Origin of the sequence: Serratia sp. JKS296, from assembly GCF_900215445.1 — a bacterium.
Taxonomy (GTDB): domain Bacteria; phylum Pseudomonadota; class Gammaproteobacteria; order Enterobacterales; family Enterobacteriaceae; genus Serratia; species Serratia marcescens.
On sequence record NZ_OCMX01000001.1, the window covers coordinates 2,259,724 to 2,275,068 of the forward strand.

Below are 15,345 nucleotides of genomic sequence, written 5' to 3' on the forward strand. Positions count from 1 at the left end.
GAGTGAAGTTGGTTTGTGTGACAGCCTTTAGCTCAAGTTGTATCCCCGAATGTGTTACACATCTAACTAAACATTTCCTCTGCTTACCCCTCTAAACACTTTTAAGGTTGCTGAACTTGGGGTAGTTGATGCGGAGGTTTCGTCTGTTTGCTTTACCACACAACTTGTTGTGTGATGACTATTGCTATAGGTATAAATTAGTCATATTATTTTGTGACAAAAAATATAAATATTCAGGTTGGTGTTGCTATGAAAGTATCTGATGGGATTCTGGTGTTATTAATAACTGCATGTTTTTATACTTTTGGATATTCATTTTATTTAGGGTATTATCAAGAAAAAGGAATACCACATGAATTTATAAATATCGACGTGGCTATTATGCTGAAGTTTGGTTTCTTTTCATGTTTGATTTTTAGCATGGTTAGTATGTTGATGGATTTTTTAGTTAGAAAAGAGGATAAAAAAACCATCCTTTATGAAAAGGCAAAAAAATTCCTTACTAAAAACTTAATTTTCATAATAACTATTTTTATTTTTTCAATTAACGCAGTTGCGCGTGGTGATTGGTTTTCAATTATTCCTGCTTATATGGTTTTATGGATTTATTTACGGCAGGATATTGATGTGAGTTTTGGAGATAAAGGTACTGATTGGAGAAAATGGATACCTAGTTTTAAACTTAAAGAGATTAGTAGTACAGGGATGAGTATATTGGCGGGGAAATTAAAGGTTCACTGGTATTATTACTACTTTAGTTGGTTTTTGGCTCTTGCTTTTTTACTATATAATATTGGTGGCTTAGCGTCACACGCAACTCGTGTTACATTGGTTTGTAATAAAGATTTTGATGTTTTAGAAGTGTATGCTGACGCAGTGCTTGTGACAAAAGATTATAAGTCATTTAAATTTATGGACAAGAATGATTGTGACTTCAGTATTCCACCAAAAGAAAAGAAGTAGATAGGGAGGTACAAACACGATAGTTGTACTAAAGTTTTATTTCAATGTGCTTATATACACAAGGATAAGTATGGACTCCAATTTAATTTCTGGTCTTCTTGGTGCCGTTATAGGTGGGTTGTTCACTCTATGGGGGACGCTAATAGAAGGACGCAGACAAAATAAAAGTCAAGAGCTAGCCGCGCTTGAGAAAAGAAAACATGTTCTTGTTGGGGTAAGGTCAGAGATTACAACTAACGAATGCAATTCCCATGAAGTCTAGATCCCTTGTGGTGACGATAGGTCCGTATGGGCCTTATACGGTTCGCCAACTCATTGCCAAATGTGGAAGTTCAATATCAAAGGCGCTTAGCGCCAGTCTTATCTTTAGGCGTCTTTTCGATATTGTGCTGAATGTGGTCACCAGAGTTAAGTTTTGGCCCCTTTACATTTTAGCATGCGAAATATGCAGGGCCTACACCGCCCATCGATAAGAACAGAGCCAAGCACACGGCTAAACCAAATAAAAGGACAAACACAATGAGCACCAAGCCAGTAATGAAAAGCAGCACACTCGATATTCTGAAAGCGCAGCTGAAAAACAGCTTGAATAAACAGGTCGAGGAATCAAAAGAGAAAGTAGCCACCGCCAAAATTGAGAAGGCCAAGGCCGCCGGGGAGGTGTTGGAAGAGCTGATCACAAAACGTGCCGCAGAGAGCACCGCACAGGCCGCCGGTAAGACTGACCGCACCATTAAATCACGTGGGATAGCGTTGTGTGCAGCAGCTCAAGGTTACAGCGCCAACAATCGCCCGGTTAGTCTGCTGACCAAATCAGCCAAGAGCGCCAACGGTCGCCGCCGTGTGTGGATCAACAAAGCCGCCAACCCTGAAGGGATGAAAGTCACTCTGATCTGCAAAGCAAATGGCTCTATCGTGGCTCCCAACGGCTACCGTCTTGCACAGGCGACGATTGATTACATGGAACGCGTGGGCATGGTGGTGACTATCGAAGGCGGGGCGTAATGATGAGCACTATCCGAGATACGATCAGCACACAGACGCGCCAAAAGGGGGAGATGAATAAGATCAGAGTTACATTAAGGGGCTTACCTGTAATGGGTAGCCCCTTTCTTTTTTGGGTTATGTTCGCCTGAACAGGGCCACCTCTACAGGTGGGTTTATTGGGAAATATTCGGAGACCGGTCTGGGAGATTTAGGGGTAAATTGGATATTGTTGTTTGACGCGTACCCCCGCTGGTTCGCCACACCCTCTCGATCTTGCTCAAATATCGTACATAACATAATAAATCAGTGCGTTACAACCCATCCTCGCCAGCCCGCTGGCTCGTCTGGACACAAGCTTGCATCTCAATTTCAATCTACTCCATTAAATTCAAGTGGTTAGTAAATACACAATAGCATTCTGTCTTTATTGGGCAAGAACAATAGGCGCACAGCGCCGGATGTAGCGGTATACGTCGCACAGCGGCAATGGATATGGCCCATATGCGGCCCATACGGGCCGCTGTGGCGTTGCACAGACGCTGGCAACCCGCAAGGCTAACTGGCCCTGAGGGCCTCTCTCGGGCACTTGGCGGGCCTGAAGAGGCCCTCTCTTTTGGGCGAAAATAAAATTATCGAGCGTAGCGAGATGGGGGCAATGAAATTGGCCTAGCAACCATACCACACATAAAAAGCGTCAGAACGCATAACAAAAACGTCAATGCACTGTTTTTACTGGATAAATTAATCTCTCTTTTTGGGCATACCTGAAGAGTCCAATCAATGACGGCACCACACGATTGGTTGATAATTGTACAGGCTGGGCTTGTTGAATACCTGTTGTGTAGCTGATTACCGATCATTAAACCGCATTTAACCCCCATTTAATTCAATAAATACACAAGTGGTTTTTAGTACGTTTTTGTTATTTACAACTCATTGTTTTTGATCAAAAAATTATCCATTGAGTTAGGGCTTACAGATTGGGAAGGGAGTTGATCAGATGAACTTTGTAGACGGATGCAAGAGCATTGAACAAGTGAAAGCGGTAGCGGCTGAGTTAGCCAAACAGGGGAAGGGCAATCCGATCTTCCGCGATGCGTGGCTATTGGGTTTTGAGTTGATGCTTCGTGTATCGGATTTGCGTGAGCTACGTTATGACGATGTGCAGGGGGAGCATGTATCGATTACCCAACACAAGACGGGGAAAGTTATCCGTGTTCGTCTGACTGATACCGCCAAGCGCATCATAGCGGCCCGTGCAGAGTCTAACCCGTCGCATGTGTATGTTCTTCAGCTTGATTCTAAGCGCTCCACAGGCCAGCCGGTAAGCCGTTCTAAGCTGCATGAGGAGATTAGCCACGCCGGGCACAAGTTGGGATTGAACCTATCCACTCACTCTATGCGTAAATCGAAACCAACAATCGGTTATGAGGATGGGGCGGATATCGCTGTAATCTCCAAAGCGCTGGGGCACAAGTCGTTGGCGTCTACTTTGCATTACATCGGCGCTACACAGGCCAAGGTGGATAATTTCGCTGATAAATATTCATTGGGAGAGTTTGTATGAAATACACCAAGATCTTCACCATGAAAATGATCATGCTGTTGGCTGCGGTAGCTGTATCGCCAGCACATGCCGGTAGGATTACGATCAGCAATCCAACTAGTGAGAAGCTATCCAACGGGAAAACGCTTTGCATCTACGAGGATTCGATCCACAGCTTCCAATACGTTACCAAGGGCAAATGCCCTTATGCAAAGACGTTTGATACAGAAGACTCTAAGTGAAAAAAGTTATCATTTAAACCAGTTCACCCCTATTCAGGCATGAAATCTGAGTTTTGGAATATTAAATCGGTTAAATATGCCGTTTTTTTCTAACGTTTAATAAAACGTCGAACGATCGGTTTTTTCAGTTTTTTCAGTAAAATCTGTTCACGCTTATTGACAAGCTTGCCGCGCCAGTCAGGGCGCGTACTGCGAATTGCAAGTTACATTTCACCCCCAAGTTATCCACAAATTAGCCCGAGTTTGTTCACTTGCAAACGCCGTTTTTTCTCACTATCTTGTTACCCAAGGAATTAAGGGGCACTACATATAGTGTTTTGAAACTCCTTGGCAATAAAAAAGCCGAATCCACATTGTGAACTCGGCTTTCCTAGAAGCAAGGCCTCTAAGAGTTTGGCGACCCTTAGTTAACCGTTAGCTAGCTACTTTCTTACATTCGACAAATCGGATTGTAGACAGCATAGACGGGCCTTGTAAAACCTTTTTGTGCCCTGAAGGGCTAAGGCAATACAGAATGGCTATTTGTTACAACCGACATCGGTACTCTCCAATGTTTGTTCAACTACCTGAAGATCAAGGTGGTTCTGGTCGTCATAAGTGCTGCGGTTGCGCTTATGAACAAGGCTTTCAGCACGGCTTTAATCGTAGCCCTCAAGTATGGGTTGACCTTGATGCTTTGCCTGACAGCCAAGCCGGAACTGTTCGCCACAAAAGCCCGCAGGCAGCATATGCCAAAGGCTATAACGAGGGCGTAATGGCATCTTACAACCAGTCTTCCATTGCTGGTTGAAGAAACCAAACATCGAGGGCGCATATGCGCCCTCACACCTAAAATCTAAGAGAGGTTGTCCTCATGTCAAAACGTAAAGTTGTCCGTAGCGCAATTACTGGTCAGTTTGTGCCTGAAGCTGAGGCAAAGCGGCACCCTAAGACTACCGTTACGGAGACGATCAAGTATCCAAAGAAAGAGAAGAAATGATATGAGAAGCGCCGTAAGGCGCTTCATTTAAAGTTGAAACTTTGGGAGATATGAGAATGGCTAACAATCTGTTCGTTACATATGACCTGATCAAAACCAAAGATTATGAGGCCGTATACAAAGCAATTAAATCTTTGGGAAATTGGGCTAAGGTTACAGAATCCAACTGGTATGTGAATTCAGCTTATACGACTGAACAGGCTGCAAGGATTGTGAGAGCAGCAATGGATAATGATGATAAGCTAATAGTTGTGGATGCTAAGAATAATAGCTTCCATTGCTATAATATATTACCAGAGGTTGTTAAGTTTATGCAGAATCACTGGTATATATAATAGTTTCACTGGCGTGTCTGGTTCTGCCACCGTGACACGCCAACCTCCTGTCTCTGCACATGATATGTCAACTGATGCAATCAACAACACACAATAGCTCTTTGAGGAGCGGTCTGTGTGTGTACCGTGAGGTAATCCCCAACGATTGGGTCCGACTATGCCCCACAACGAACTGGACCAGAGCCGCGTTTGAGACGCTGGCAATCGCTGTGCTTATAAATGTGTGGCGCAGGCTATGAATTCGGCGTTTTAATCCAAACTCGTCATAGGTCGGGATTTCCAGACTGTCCAATATAGCAACCCACCCATTCGTGATCGTTGTGTAATCAGGTAGGCCCCCAAACACCAGATCCTTGTCTGAGAGTAGGGCTATGCGTTTGAACAGGCCCCCCTCCAATTTTTTGTGGACTGGGATTTGGCGCTGAGCGTGATCGGTTTTACCTTCCTCGATGAATATGTAATGTCTGCCCGTTTCATCATCGCGCCGTATGTGCCGCTTACGAATGTCGGCAATCTCCGCACGACGAGCACCGGTATAAATGAGCGTGAGGAAGTAATCTTTTCTCCAGTCTGTGTCGGGGAGGGTGGACAGAGCCTTTTTCAACTTTTGCATTTCACCAGCGCTATAGTGACCCCCTCGATTAGGAATCACCTCATAGGTTATTCCGTCAGTAGGTGAGATCGTCAAAATGTCCTTGTGATCGACAAGGTACGTTTTGAACAGTGAGCGCCAGATCTTCAAATGCTTGTGGACGTGTTCGCTTGAGATTAAATCCTCCTCCGGGACATCATAGGCAACGCATTCGGCTAGAGTCATGCTGGAGTAGGGTGATCGAGTTCGTGTGGGGAGATTCTCGGCAATCTTCAGTGCTTCCCTTATGTGCTGCTTGGTGACGCTATCAACGGGAATATCTCCCACAACGAGGAACAGAACATCGTAGAATCGTTGATTCTCACTGGCGACTGAACGCCGCCATTTCTGCCCCTTGTCTGCAACATACATTTTCCAAACTTCAGACAGCTTTACAGCGGACGAGGGCGATTGAACTTGTGGAGCGTGGTTTTGAATCGGCGCTTTATCTGAGAGGCTCTTTACCTGTTCTTTGAGCGAACCCAAAATTTGGCGGTACTTCAAGAAGTCATCCGAGTAAAACGCCTCATAGGCTTGATGCTTCATAGCCAACGACATATCAATCTGGCTAACGACATCGCTCATTTCATCCGGTAGCCCCTCAGGATTAATCCCCTTATGCCGTAGGGAATGCTTAAGGGCGGCCAGTCCAAAATCTGAGCCTGAATGAATATTATCTATAGTTGCTCTCGCATAGCCTGTGGCGTCATTTTTCGTCGCTTCCCGGTCAATGCTGCCGCCGAAATATTGTTTCGTTAGTGCCCCGAGTTTTGGCAGCTTTTCCACCTCTTCATAGTCGTCTTCAAGGTGGCGCAACAGGAATGTATCCAAATCTTGCTTGGTGAGGTCCTTCAGGCCGTTGAGCTTTGCCTTGAACTCGTCCACGGACATTGCTCCAGACTGAACCAACGGAATATAAGGCGCCATTTTGGACATGACCAACTGAGCCTGTTTCAAACTGTCAGTATTAAGTGATAACCGAACAAACTTTTTGGAATCGGAACAATTAAGTCTAAAATTCGTGTAATATGTCCGGCCACGTTGGATTGTGTGTGACAGTCTGTGTGACATCTTTTTTGACATAACGAATTCCAAAATGTGTGCAAAATTATATGGTTATGGGGTTTCTTGCCGTAACCAATTGAAAATATAGCATACCATGAGGCCTGTGAAGGCGACATTAGAGGTTGCTCAATGAGCGAAAAGTTACAGAAAGTTTTAGCGCGCGCCGGGCATGGCTCGCGTCGTGAAATCGAAACCATGATTGAAGCCGGGCGCGTCAGCGTCGACGGCAAGGTCGCCAAGCTCGGCGATCGCGTTGAAGTGACGCCGGCGATGAAAATCCGTCTGGATGGCCATGTCCTGTCGATCAAAGAATCCGAAGAGGTGGTTTGCCGGGTGCTGGCTTACTACAAACCGGAAGGCGAGCTGTGTACCCGCAGCGATCCTGAAGGCCGCCCGACGGTGTTCGATCGCCTGCCGAAGCTGCGCGGTTCGCGCTGGGTGGCGGTAGGGCGCCTGGACGTCAACACCTCCGGTCTGCTGCTGTTCACCACCGATGGCGAACTGGCCAACCGTCTGATGCACCCGAGCCGTGAAGTGGAGCGCGAGTACGCGGTGCGCGTGTTCGGCCAGGTTGACGATGCGAAAGTGAAGCAGCTGAGCAAAGGCGTGCAATTGGAAGACGGCCCGGCCGCCTTCCGCACCATCAGCTTCCAGGGCGGTGAAGGCCTCAACCAGTGGTACAACGTGACCCTGACCGAAGGCCGCAACCGTGAAGTGCGTCGCCTGTGGGAAGCGGTGGGCGTGCAGGTGAGCCGCCTGATCCGCGTGCGTTACGGCGACATCGATCTGCCGAAAGGCCTGCCGCGCGGCGGCTGGGCTGAACTGGATCTGCCGGCGATCAACTACCTGCGCGAGCTGGTGGAGTTGAAACCGGAAACGGTCAGCAAAATGCCGGTGGAGCGTGAGCGCCGCCGCGTGAAGGCCAACCAGATCCGCCGTGCGGTCAAGCGCCACTCGCAGGTGGCCGGCAGCGGCCGCCGCAGTGCGCCAGGCAGCAAACCGGGCAAGCCAAGCAAACGCAGCTAATCCCGCCATTCTGGCCCCGTTCGGGGCCAGAACGTTTTGTTACCAATCGATCCCCTGTTGCGCCTTCACGCCCGCGTCGAATGCGTGTTTCACCGGCCGCATCTCCGTGACCGTATCCGCCAGTTCCAGCAGATCGCGATGGCAGCCGCGCCCGGTCAGGATCACCGTTTGATGCGCAGGGCGTTGCAGGAGCGCTTCCTTCAGCTCTTCCAGTTCCAGATAGCCGTAGGTCAGCATGTAGGTCACTTCATCCAGCAGAACCAGATCCAGGCCGCTGTCGGCCAGCATGCGTTTGCCGTGCTGCCACACCGCCTGGCAGGCGGCGGTGTCGCCGGCCTTGTTTTGCGTTTCCCAGGTGAAACCGGTGGCCATCACCTGAAATTCAACGCCGTGTTGCTGCAGCAGATTCTTTTCGCCATTGGGCCATTCGCCCTTGATGAACTGGATCACCCCGGCGCGCATGCCGTGGCCGACCGCGCGGGTGACGGTGCCGAAGGCGGCGGTGGTTTTACCCTTGCCGTTGCCGGTAAACACCAGCAGCAGGCCGCGGGTGTCCTGCGCCGCGGCGATGCGCGCATCGACCTGTTCTTTCAGGCGCTGCTGGCGCTGTTGATGACGATCTTCCGCCATGAAACGCTCCTGATTATTCGGCTGCGCCGGGTTTGCGGTTCGGCTGCGCGTCGAAGCTCATGCCGGTTTTGCGGCGGCTGTCTTCGCCCATCAAATACAGATACAGCGGCATGATATCGGCCGGGGTTTTCAGCTTGTTCTTGTCTTCGTGCGGGAAGGCAGATGCGCGCATTTTGGTGCGGGTGCCGCCCGGATTGATGCAGTTCACCCGCAGATTGCGGTTTTTATACTCGTCGGCCAACACCTGCATCATGCCCTCGGTGGCGAACTTCGACACCGCATAGGCGCCCCAGTCTGCGCGGCCGGTACGCCCGACGCTGGAGCTGGTGAACACCAGTGAACCGGCGTGGGATTTCAGCAGCAGCGGCAGCAGCGCCTGAGTCAGCATAAAGGTGGCGTTGACGTTAACCTGCATCACTTCTTGCCACATGGTTATCGACAGGTCGGCCATCGGCGCGATGTCGCCGAGCAGGCCGGCGTTGTGCAACACGCCGTCAAGGCGGGGGATCTGGCGCGCCAGATCGTCGGCTATCTGCCGGCATTGCTCCTGAGTGGCGTGCAGCAAGTCCAGCGTGACCACCAGGGCCGGGGCGCCGCCCAGGGCTGCGATCTCTTGTTGTACCGCCAGCAGTTTGCTCTCGGTGCGCCCCAGCAGCACCAACTGGGCGCCGAAGCGCGCGTAGGTCAGCGCCGCTTCGCGGCCGATGCCGTCGCCGGCGCCGGTGACCAAAATGATACGTTGTTCGAGCAGATCTTGTTTGGGTTGGTAATGCACGATAAATCCTCGCCTGGGTGGCTGTTCTCCCGCGGATATCGGGGAGCAAGGGTGAAACGCGCGGCCGGGGCGGGAGCGAAGGCTCGACCGTCTGCGGGCCGCGCAGCGAATCCGTCTCATCATATTGATGAATAATGGGTGTTATATGCCTTAATCCGCAGGCATTTTCAATGCGTAGCAGGCTGAAATGGCATTCTTTTGTAACAAAAGCGCGGCGGTGGCGGCTTGGTTCGGCCGTAAATCGTCCCCATAGTGATGCTCTGTGCGCAATGAATTTTCATTTAGCCGCGACAGCAGCCGCTGCGGTTGGCTAAAATGGAAATAAGCATACTAACAACCTGTAAATAAAGGCGGAATCTGTGGAGTTTATATCTGTTTATGGCCTGTTTCTGGCCAAGGTCGCCACGGTGGTGCTCGCCATCGCTGCGTTGGCCATCCTGGCGGTCAGTTTGGGGCAACGCAAGAGCCGCCAGAAAGGGGAGCTGCAGCTGACCGATCTCGGCGAACAGTATCGCGAGATGCAGCGCGATATGCGCCTGGCGCGCATGGATGCCGCCGAGCAGAAGGTTTGGCTGAAACAGTTCAAGAAGCAGACCAAATCTGATGACAAATTGAAGAAGCAGCGCGCCAAGTCCGGCGCGGTGGAAGTGGCCAAGCCGTGCCTGTATGTGCTGGATTTCAAGGGCAGCATGGACGCGCACGAGGTCACCTCGCTGCGCGAAGAGATCTCGGCGGTGTTGGCGGTGGCGTCGGCGCAGGATGAAGTTCTGTTGCGCCTGGAAAGCCCTGGCGGGGTGGTGCACGGCTACGGCCTGGCGGCTTCGCAGTTGGAGCGCCTGCGCAAAGGCGGCATTCGCCTGACGGTAGCGGTGGATAAAGTGGCGGCCAGCGGCGGCTACATGATGGCCTGCGTCGCGGATCGCATCGTGGCGGCGCCGTTCGCCATCATCGGCTCCATCGGCGTGGTGGCGCAGATCCCGAACTTCCACCGTCTGCTGAAGAAGAACGACATCGACGTGGAGTTGCACACCGCCGGGCAGTTTAAACGCACGCTGACGCTGTTCGGTGAAAACACCGAACAGGGGCGCGAGAAGTTCCGCGAAGATTTGAACGAAACCCACGAACTGTTCAAGCGCTTCGTGCATGAGCAGCGCCCATCGCTCGATATCGACAGCGTCGCCACCGGTGAGCACTGGTTCGGTTCACAGGCGAAAGAGAAGGGCCTGGTCGACGCCATCGGCACCAGCGATGATTTGCTGATCGCCGAGCTGGATAACCACGAAGTGATCGCTGTGCGCTATACGCGCCGCAAACGCCTGATGGATCGCTTCACCGGCAGCGCGGCGGAAAGCGTCGATCGTTTGCTGCTGCGCTGGTGGCAGCGTGGGGAAAAGCCGTTGTTGTAACGGCAACGAGAGCGTGAATCAACGGGGGCCAGGCGCCCCCGTTTTCTTGTCTTAATCGACCAGGTGGTATTTTTCCGAAAGCAGGTGAGCCAATTGTTTAAACATATTAAATACCGCGGTGGTTTTGGCGGTGGGCAATCCATCGGCATCCAAAAAGTATTCGCCTCGAAAAACTAAAACGCCGCTTTTTTGTTCAACGTCGGTGGCGATCATGCCGTGCAGATAATCTTCGTGTTGGCGGATGATGTTATTTGCTTCCGCCAGCAGGGCCTCGCGGCCGATAGGTGCAGTATTCGTGCGCATTTATTAGACTCCAAACTAAAAACTCTGCGCATATTCTAACGCCGGTTCGCTTTTATCCGCAAACCGACTAAGGTTTATTTGCCGTCTGGATGGCCATGGGCGGCCGCCGGTTGGCGAAATCGGACTTTCCATGCTAATTAGGTTGCGTGACGCTTTTTATCAGGTACAGTGTGGGATTTTGCGGCGTCGGGTGGAAGGTTTTGTTTACGCCATGAATAAAACTCACACAGCCATACTTCTGGGGCATGGGTGAATAGCAGGCAGGATCAACAACTTGCGTTCAGGTTGAGCAGTTGGGCAACCAAAAGAAAAAAATCTGTTGATCTCTTGCCAGACTGCCGCAATATAAAAAAAGAGACACGAATTGCCGCGGCACGGCGAGATAAAAGACTTCTTTTTAGAAGAAATAAATTAGGTAAAGGTAAATATGGGTAAAGCTCTCGTAATAGTTGAGTCCCCGGCAAAAGCCAAAACTATTAATAAATATTTAGGAAGTGACTACGTGGTGAAGTCCAGCGTCGGTCACATCCGTGATTTGCCGACCAGTGGCTCAGCCAGCAAAAAGAGCGCTGACTCAACCGAAGACAAAGCCAAGAAAAAAGTTAAAAAAGATGAGAAGGCGGCGCTGGTAAATCGCATGGGCGTCGACCCTTACCACGGCTGGAAAGCGCATTATGAAATCCTGCCGGGTAAAGAAAAAGTGGTCGCCGAGTTAAAATCGTTGGCGGAAAACGCCGACCACATTTATCTCGCAACCGACCTTGACCGCGAAGGGGAAGCCATCGCCTGGCACCTGCGGGAAGTGATCGGTGGAGATGACAAACGCTTTAGCCGAGTGGTGTTTAACGAAATCACCAAAAACGCGATCCAGCAGGCGTTCAAACAGCCGGGCGAGCTGAACATTGATCGCGTCAACGCGCAGCAGGCGCGCCGGTTTATGGACCGCGTGGTGGGCTATATGGTCTCGCCGCTGCTGTGGAAGAAAATCGCCCGCGGCCTGTCCGCCGGCCGTGTGCAGTCGGTGGCGGTGCGTCTGGTGGTTGAGCGCGAACGCGACATCAAGGCGTTCGTGCCGGAAGAGTACTGGGAACTGCATGCCGATCTGCTGGCGAAGGGTGAAACCGCGCTGCAGATGGAAGTGACCCACGCGCACGACAAACCGTTCAAGCCGGTCAACCGCGAGCAGACTCACGCCGCGGTCAAGTTGCTGGAAAAAGCCCGCTACACGGTGCTGGATCGCGAAGACAAACCGACCAGCAGCAAGCCGGGCGCGCCTTTCATTACCTCCACGCTGCAACAGGCCGCCAGCACCCGCCTGAGCTTCGGCGTGAAGAAAACCATGATGATGGCGCAACGGCTGTATGAAGCCGGCCACATCACCTATATGCGTACCGATTCCACCAACCTGAGCCAGGATGCGCTCAACATGGTGCGTGGCTACATCGGCGACAACTTCGGCGATAAATACCTGCCGAAGGCGCCGAATCAGTACAGCAGCAAAGAGAATTCGCAGGAAGCGCACGAAGCGATCCGTCCTTCGGACGTGAACGTGCTCGCCGAGCAGTTGAAAGACATGGAAGCGGATGCGCAGAAGCTGTATCAGCTGATCTGGCGCCAGTTCGTCGCCTGCCAGATGACGCCGGCGCAGTACGATTCCACCACGCTGACGGTGAAAGCCGGTGATTATCAGCTGCGCGCCAAGGGCCGTACGCTGCGCTTTGACGGTTGGACCAAGGTGATGCCGGCGTTGCGCAAGGGCGATGAAGATCGCACCCTGCCATACGTCGAAATCGGCAGCGAGCTGGATCTGCAGAAACTGATCCCGAGCCAGCACTTCACCAAGCCGCCGGCGCGCTACAGCGAAGCCTCGCTGGTGAAAGAGCTGGAAAAACGCGGCATTGGCCGCCCGTCCACCTACGCCTCCATTATCTCGACCATTCAGGATCGCGGTTATGTGCGGGTGGAAAGCCGCCGCTTCTATGCCGAGAAAATGGGTGAGATCGTCACCGATCGTCTGGAAGAAAACTTCCGCGAGCTGATGAACTATGACTTCACCGCGCGCATGGAAGACGGCCTCGATGAGGTCGCCAACAACCAGGCCGAGTGGAAAGCGGTGCTGGACGAGTTCTTCGTCGACTTCAGCGAGCAGCTGGAAACGGCGGAGAAGGATCCGGAAGAAGGCGGCATGCGGCCTAACCAGATGGTGATGACCAGCATCGACTGCCCGACCTGCGGCCGCAAGATGGGCATCCGTACCGCCAGCACCGGCGTGTTCCTCGGCTGTTCCGGCTACGCGCTGCCGCCGAAGGAGCGTTGCAAAACCACCATCAACCTGGTGCCTGAAGCGGAAGTGCTCAACATCCTCGAAGGCGACGACGCGGAAACCAACGCGCTGCGCGCCCGCCGCCGCTGCCAGAAATGCGGTACGGCGATGGACAGCTATCTGATCGACAACCAGCGCAAGCTGCACGTCTGCGGCAACAACCCGGCGTGTGACGGCTATGAGATCGAAGAGGGCGAGTTCCGCCTGAAAGGTTATGACGGCCCGGTGGTGGAGTGCGACAAGTGCGGTTCGGAAATGCACCTGAAAATGGGGCGTTTCGGCAAGTACATGGGCTGCACCAACGAGAACTGCAAAAATACCCGCAAGATCCTGCGTAACGGCGATGTGGCGCCGCCGAAGGAAGATCCGGTGCCGTTGCCGGAGCTGCCGTGCGAGAAGTCCGACGCCTATTTCGTGCTGCGTGACGGCGCTGCCGGCGTGTTCCTGGCGGCCAACACCTTCCCTAAATCGCGCGAGACCCGCGCGCCGTTGGTGGAGGAGCTGGCTCGCTTCAAGGATCGTCTGCCGGAGAAACTGCGCTACCTGGCCGATGCGCCGGTGGCGGATGCCGAAGGCAACAAAACGCTGGTGCGTTTCAGCCGTAAAACCAAGCAGCAGTACGTCTCCTCTGAAAAAGACGGCAAGGCGACCGGTTGGTCCGCGTTCTACGTGGACGGCAAGTGGGTCGAAGGCAAGAAGTAAGGGCGATGTCCTGCCTGCAAGATGAAAAACCAGCCCTGGCGGCTGGTTTTTTTATTGGTGAAAAGGGGCAAACGGATCTATCCTTTGCTGTTTTTATCCCTCCGACACCGCCGTTTCACGTTGATACCAATGCAAAATAATCGTTATCATAGTGTGACGCGGATCTATACTTGAAGCTGCATCGTGGTATAGTGGTTATATAAAAAGTTTTTTTATTATTAAAGCTTATTAACAACGGCGTTTTCTTCACCATCAGGGTAGAACACGGGGTTTATGGCTTGTGAGTTTCAGCATACCGGGGCGACACCGATATACCTGGCTGCGGGTAAGCCGCAGTGTTTAACCTAGGATGGTATAAGATATGAAATTGCAGCAGCTTCGTTACATTGTGGAAGTGGTTAACCACAACCTGAATGTCTCCTCGACGGCAGAAGGGCTCTATACCTCTCAACCCGGCATCAGTAAACAGGTGCGCATGCTCGAAGATGAGCTGGGCATCCAGATTTTTGCCCGCAGCGGCAAGCACCTGACCCAGGTCACCCCCGCCGGCCAGGAAATCATTCGCATCGCGCGTGAAGTGTTGTCCAAAGTGGACGCCATCAAAGCCGTTGCCGGTGAACACACCTACCCGGACAAAGGCTCGCTGTACGTCGCCACCACGCACACTCAGGCTCGTTACGCATTGCCCAACGTAATCAAAGGCTTCATCGAGCGTTACCCGCGCGTCTCGCTGCACATGCATCAGGGCTCGCCGACGCAGATCGCCGAAGCGGTCTCCAAGGGCACCGCCGATTTTGCCATTGCCACCGAGGCGCTGCACTTGTACGACGATCTCATCATGCTGCCGTGCTACCACTGGAACCGTGCGGTGGTGGTGAAGCCCGATCATCCTTTGGCGGGAAAAAGCAGCATCAGCATCGAAGAACTGGCGGCTTACCCGATCGTCACTTACACCTTCGGCTTTACCGGCCGCTCGGAGCTGGACACCGCCTTCAACCGCGCCGGTCTGACGCCGCGCATCGTCTTTACCGCCACCGACGCCGACGTGATCAAAACCTATGTGCGTCTGGGACTGGGGGTAGGGGTGATCGCCAGCATGGCGGTGGATCCGGTGCAGGATCCGGATCTGGTGACGGTGGATGCGCGCGACATCTTCACCTACAGCACCACCAAAATCGGCTTCCGCCGCAGCACCTTCCTGCGCAGCTACATGTATGACTTCATTCAGCGCTTCGCGCCGCACCTGACGCGCGACGTGGTCGACAGCGCAGTGGCGCTGCGCTCCAACGAAGAAATTGAAGCGATGTTCAAGGACATCAAGCTGCCGATTAAATAATCGTTGACGATATCAAATCAAACCCGGTTAGGCGCCTGCCAAACCGGGTTTTTTTAGCCCGGAAACCCGCACCTTCCTTGTTTCTCAGGATCATCC

The 15,345-nt window shown here is 52.3% G+C and carries 15 protein-coding genes; 11 read left to right on the forward strand and 4 right to left on the reverse strand.

The features are described 5' to 3' along the window. Nucleotides 1-249 precede the first annotated feature (249 nt). The 6 genes from CRO23_RS10760 (at nt 250) to CRO23_RS10785 (ending at nt 5,052) form a co-directional block, all read left to right on the forward strand. Nucleotides 250-963, forward strand: a complete 714-nt coding sequence (locus CRO23_RS10760) for a hypothetical protein (RefSeq protein ID WP_141398615.1) — start codon at nt 250-252, stop codon at nt 961-963. A gap of 519 nt (nt 964-1,482) precedes the next feature. Further along, nucleotides 1,483-1,968 carry a hypothetical protein gene (locus CRO23_RS10765; protein ID WP_141398616.1) on the forward strand — a complete coding sequence of 162 codons (486 nt, stop codon included), beginning with the start codon at nt 1,483-1,485 and terminating at the stop codon, nt 1,966-1,968. Nucleotides 1,969-2,950: 982 nt separating this feature from the next. Beyond that, a complete protein-coding gene (locus CRO23_RS10770) occupies nt 2,951-3,517 on the forward strand; it encodes a tyrosine-type recombinase/integrase (protein ID WP_097101915.1) in 567 nt (188 codons plus the stop codon). Nucleotides 3,518-3,543: 26 nt separating this feature from the next. After that, nucleotides 3,544-3,738, forward strand: coding sequence for a hypothetical protein (locus tag CRO23_RS10775; protein ID WP_373275551.1), 195 nt, complete (start codon nt 3,544-3,546; stop codon nt 3,736-3,738). 550 nt (nt 3,739-4,288) lie between these two features. Continuing rightward, nucleotides 4,289-4,528 carry a hypothetical protein gene (locus CRO23_RS10780; RefSeq protein WP_238564837.1) on the forward strand — a complete coding sequence of 80 codons (240 nt, stop codon included), beginning with the start codon at nt 4,289-4,291 and terminating at the stop codon, nt 4,526-4,528. Between the two features lie 245 nt (nt 4,529-4,773). Further along, on the forward strand, nt 4,774-5,052 hold the full coding sequence (locus tag CRO23_RS10785; RefSeq protein WP_048234712.1) for a hypothetical protein: 279 nt from the start codon (nt 4,774-4,776) through the stop codon (nt 5,050-5,052). Nucleotides 5,053-5,119: 67 nt separating this feature from the next. On the opposite strand, the gene CRO23_RS10790 is transcribed toward CRO23_RS10785, so the two are convergent. Further along, nucleotides 5,120-6,574, reverse strand: a complete 1,455-nt coding sequence (locus CRO23_RS10790; RefSeq protein WP_255253521.1) for a tyrosine-type recombinase/integrase — start codon at nt 6,572-6,574, stop codon at nt 5,120-5,122. 303 nt (nt 6,575-6,877) lie between these two features. On the opposite strand from CRO23_RS10790, the gene rluB reads away from it, so the two are divergent. Continuing rightward, entirely contained in the window at nt 6,878-7,774 is an 897-nt protein-coding gene (gene rluB, locus CRO23_RS10795) for a 23S rRNA pseudouridine(2605) synthase RluB (RefSeq protein WP_015378049.1), read from the forward strand. Between the two features lie 39 nt (nt 7,775-7,813). On the opposite strand, the gene cobO is transcribed toward rluB, so the two are convergent. Both cobO and CRO23_RS10805 read right to left on the reverse strand, forming a co-directional pair. Continuing rightward, on the reverse strand, nt 7,814-8,404 hold the full coding sequence (cobO, locus tag CRO23_RS10800) for a cob(I)yrinic acid a,c-diamide adenosyltransferase (protein WP_016927525.1): 591 nt from the start codon (nt 8,402-8,404) through the stop codon (nt 7,814-7,816). Between the two features lie 13 nt (nt 8,405-8,417). Beyond that, nucleotides 8,418-9,179 carry a YciK family oxidoreductase gene (locus tag CRO23_RS10805; RefSeq protein ID WP_016927526.1) on the reverse strand — a complete coding sequence of 254 codons (762 nt, stop codon included), beginning with the start codon at nt 9,177-9,179 and terminating at the stop codon, nt 8,418-8,420. A gap of 359 nt (nt 9,180-9,538) precedes the next feature. Here CRO23_RS10805 and sohB point away from each other — a divergent pair, with 359 nt between their 5' ends. Next, nucleotides 9,539-10,585 carry a protease SohB gene (gene sohB, locus CRO23_RS10810; protein WP_016927527.1) on the forward strand — a complete coding sequence of 349 codons (1,047 nt, stop codon included), beginning with the start codon at nt 9,539-9,541 and terminating at the stop codon, nt 10,583-10,585. Nucleotides 10,586-10,636: 51 nt separating this feature from the next. On the opposite strand, the gene CRO23_RS10815 is transcribed toward sohB, so the two are convergent. Then, nucleotides 10,637-10,888: a YciN family protein gene (locus CRO23_RS10815; RefSeq protein ID WP_097101918.1), complete on the reverse strand. Its 252-nt coding sequence runs from the start codon at nt 10,886-10,888 to the stop codon at nt 10,637-10,639. Between the two features lie 427 nt (nt 10,889-11,315). On the opposite strand from CRO23_RS10815, the gene topA reads away from it, so the two are divergent. From topA to cysB, 3 genes are all read left to right on the forward strand, one after another. Continuing rightward, nucleotides 11,316-13,913 carry a type I DNA topoisomerase gene (topA, locus tag CRO23_RS10820; protein WP_004930691.1) on the forward strand — a complete coding sequence of 866 codons (2,598 nt, stop codon included), beginning with the start codon at nt 11,316-11,318 and terminating at the stop codon, nt 13,911-13,913. Between the two features lie 5 nt (nt 13,914-13,918). Then, on the forward strand, nt 13,919-14,053 hold the full coding sequence (locus CRO23_RS25275; protein WP_255253503.1) for a hypothetical protein: 135 nt from the start codon (nt 13,919-13,921) through the stop codon (nt 14,051-14,053). Between the two features lie 221 nt (nt 14,054-14,274). Beyond that, nucleotides 14,275-15,249, forward strand: a complete 975-nt coding sequence (gene cysB / locus CRO23_RS10825; protein WP_004930690.1) for an HTH-type transcriptional regulator CysB — start codon at nt 14,275-14,277, stop codon at nt 15,247-15,249. The last annotated feature ends 96 nt before the right edge of the window (nt 15,250-15,345 follow it).

Coding starts and splice junctions, on each gene's coding strand:
- CRO23_RS10785 (WP_048234712.1), top strand. CDS start 4,774: ATGGCTAACAATCTGTTCGTTACATATGACCTGATCAAAACCAAAGAT.
- CRO23_RS10770 (WP_097101915.1), top strand. CDS start 2,951: ATGAACTTTGTAGACGGATGCAAGAGCATTGAACAAGTGAAAGCGGTA.
- rluB (WP_015378049.1), top strand. CDS start 6,878: ATGAGCGAAAAGTTACAGAAAGTTTTAGCGCGCGCCGGGCATGGCTCG.
- CRO23_RS10815 (WP_097101918.1), bottom strand. CDS start 10,888: ATGCGCACGAATACTGCACCTATCGGCCGCGAGGCCCTGCTGGCGGAA.
- CRO23_RS10765 (WP_141398616.1), top strand. CDS start 1,483: ATGAGCACCAAGCCAGTAATGAAAAGCAGCACACTCGATATTCTGAAA.
- CRO23_RS10775 (WP_373275551.1), top strand. CDS start 3,544: ATGATCATGCTGTTGGCTGCGGTAGCTGTATCGCCAGCACATGCCGGT.
- cobO (WP_016927525.1), bottom strand. CDS start 8,404: ATGGCGGAAGATCGTCATCAACAGCGCCAGCAGCGCCTGAAAGAACAG.
- CRO23_RS10780 (WP_238564837.1), top strand. CDS start 4,289: ATGTTTGTTCAACTACCTGAAGATCAAGGTGGTTCTGGTCGTCATAAG.
- CRO23_RS25275 (WP_255253503.1), top strand. CDS start 13,919: ATGTCCTGCCTGCAAGATGAAAAACCAGCCCTGGCGGCTGGTTTTTTT.
- CRO23_RS10760 (WP_141398615.1), top strand. CDS start 250: ATGAAAGTATCTGATGGGATTCTGGTGTTATTAATAACTGCATGTTTT.
- cysB (WP_004930690.1), top strand. CDS start 14,275: ATGAAATTGCAGCAGCTTCGTTACATTGTGGAAGTGGTTAACCACAAC.
- CRO23_RS10790 (WP_255253521.1), bottom strand. CDS start 6,574: ATGTCCGTGGACGAGTTCAAGGCAAAGCTCAACGGCCTGAAGGACCTC.
- topA (WP_004930691.1), top strand. CDS start 11,316: ATGGGTAAAGCTCTCGTAATAGTTGAGTCCCCGGCAAAAGCCAAAACT.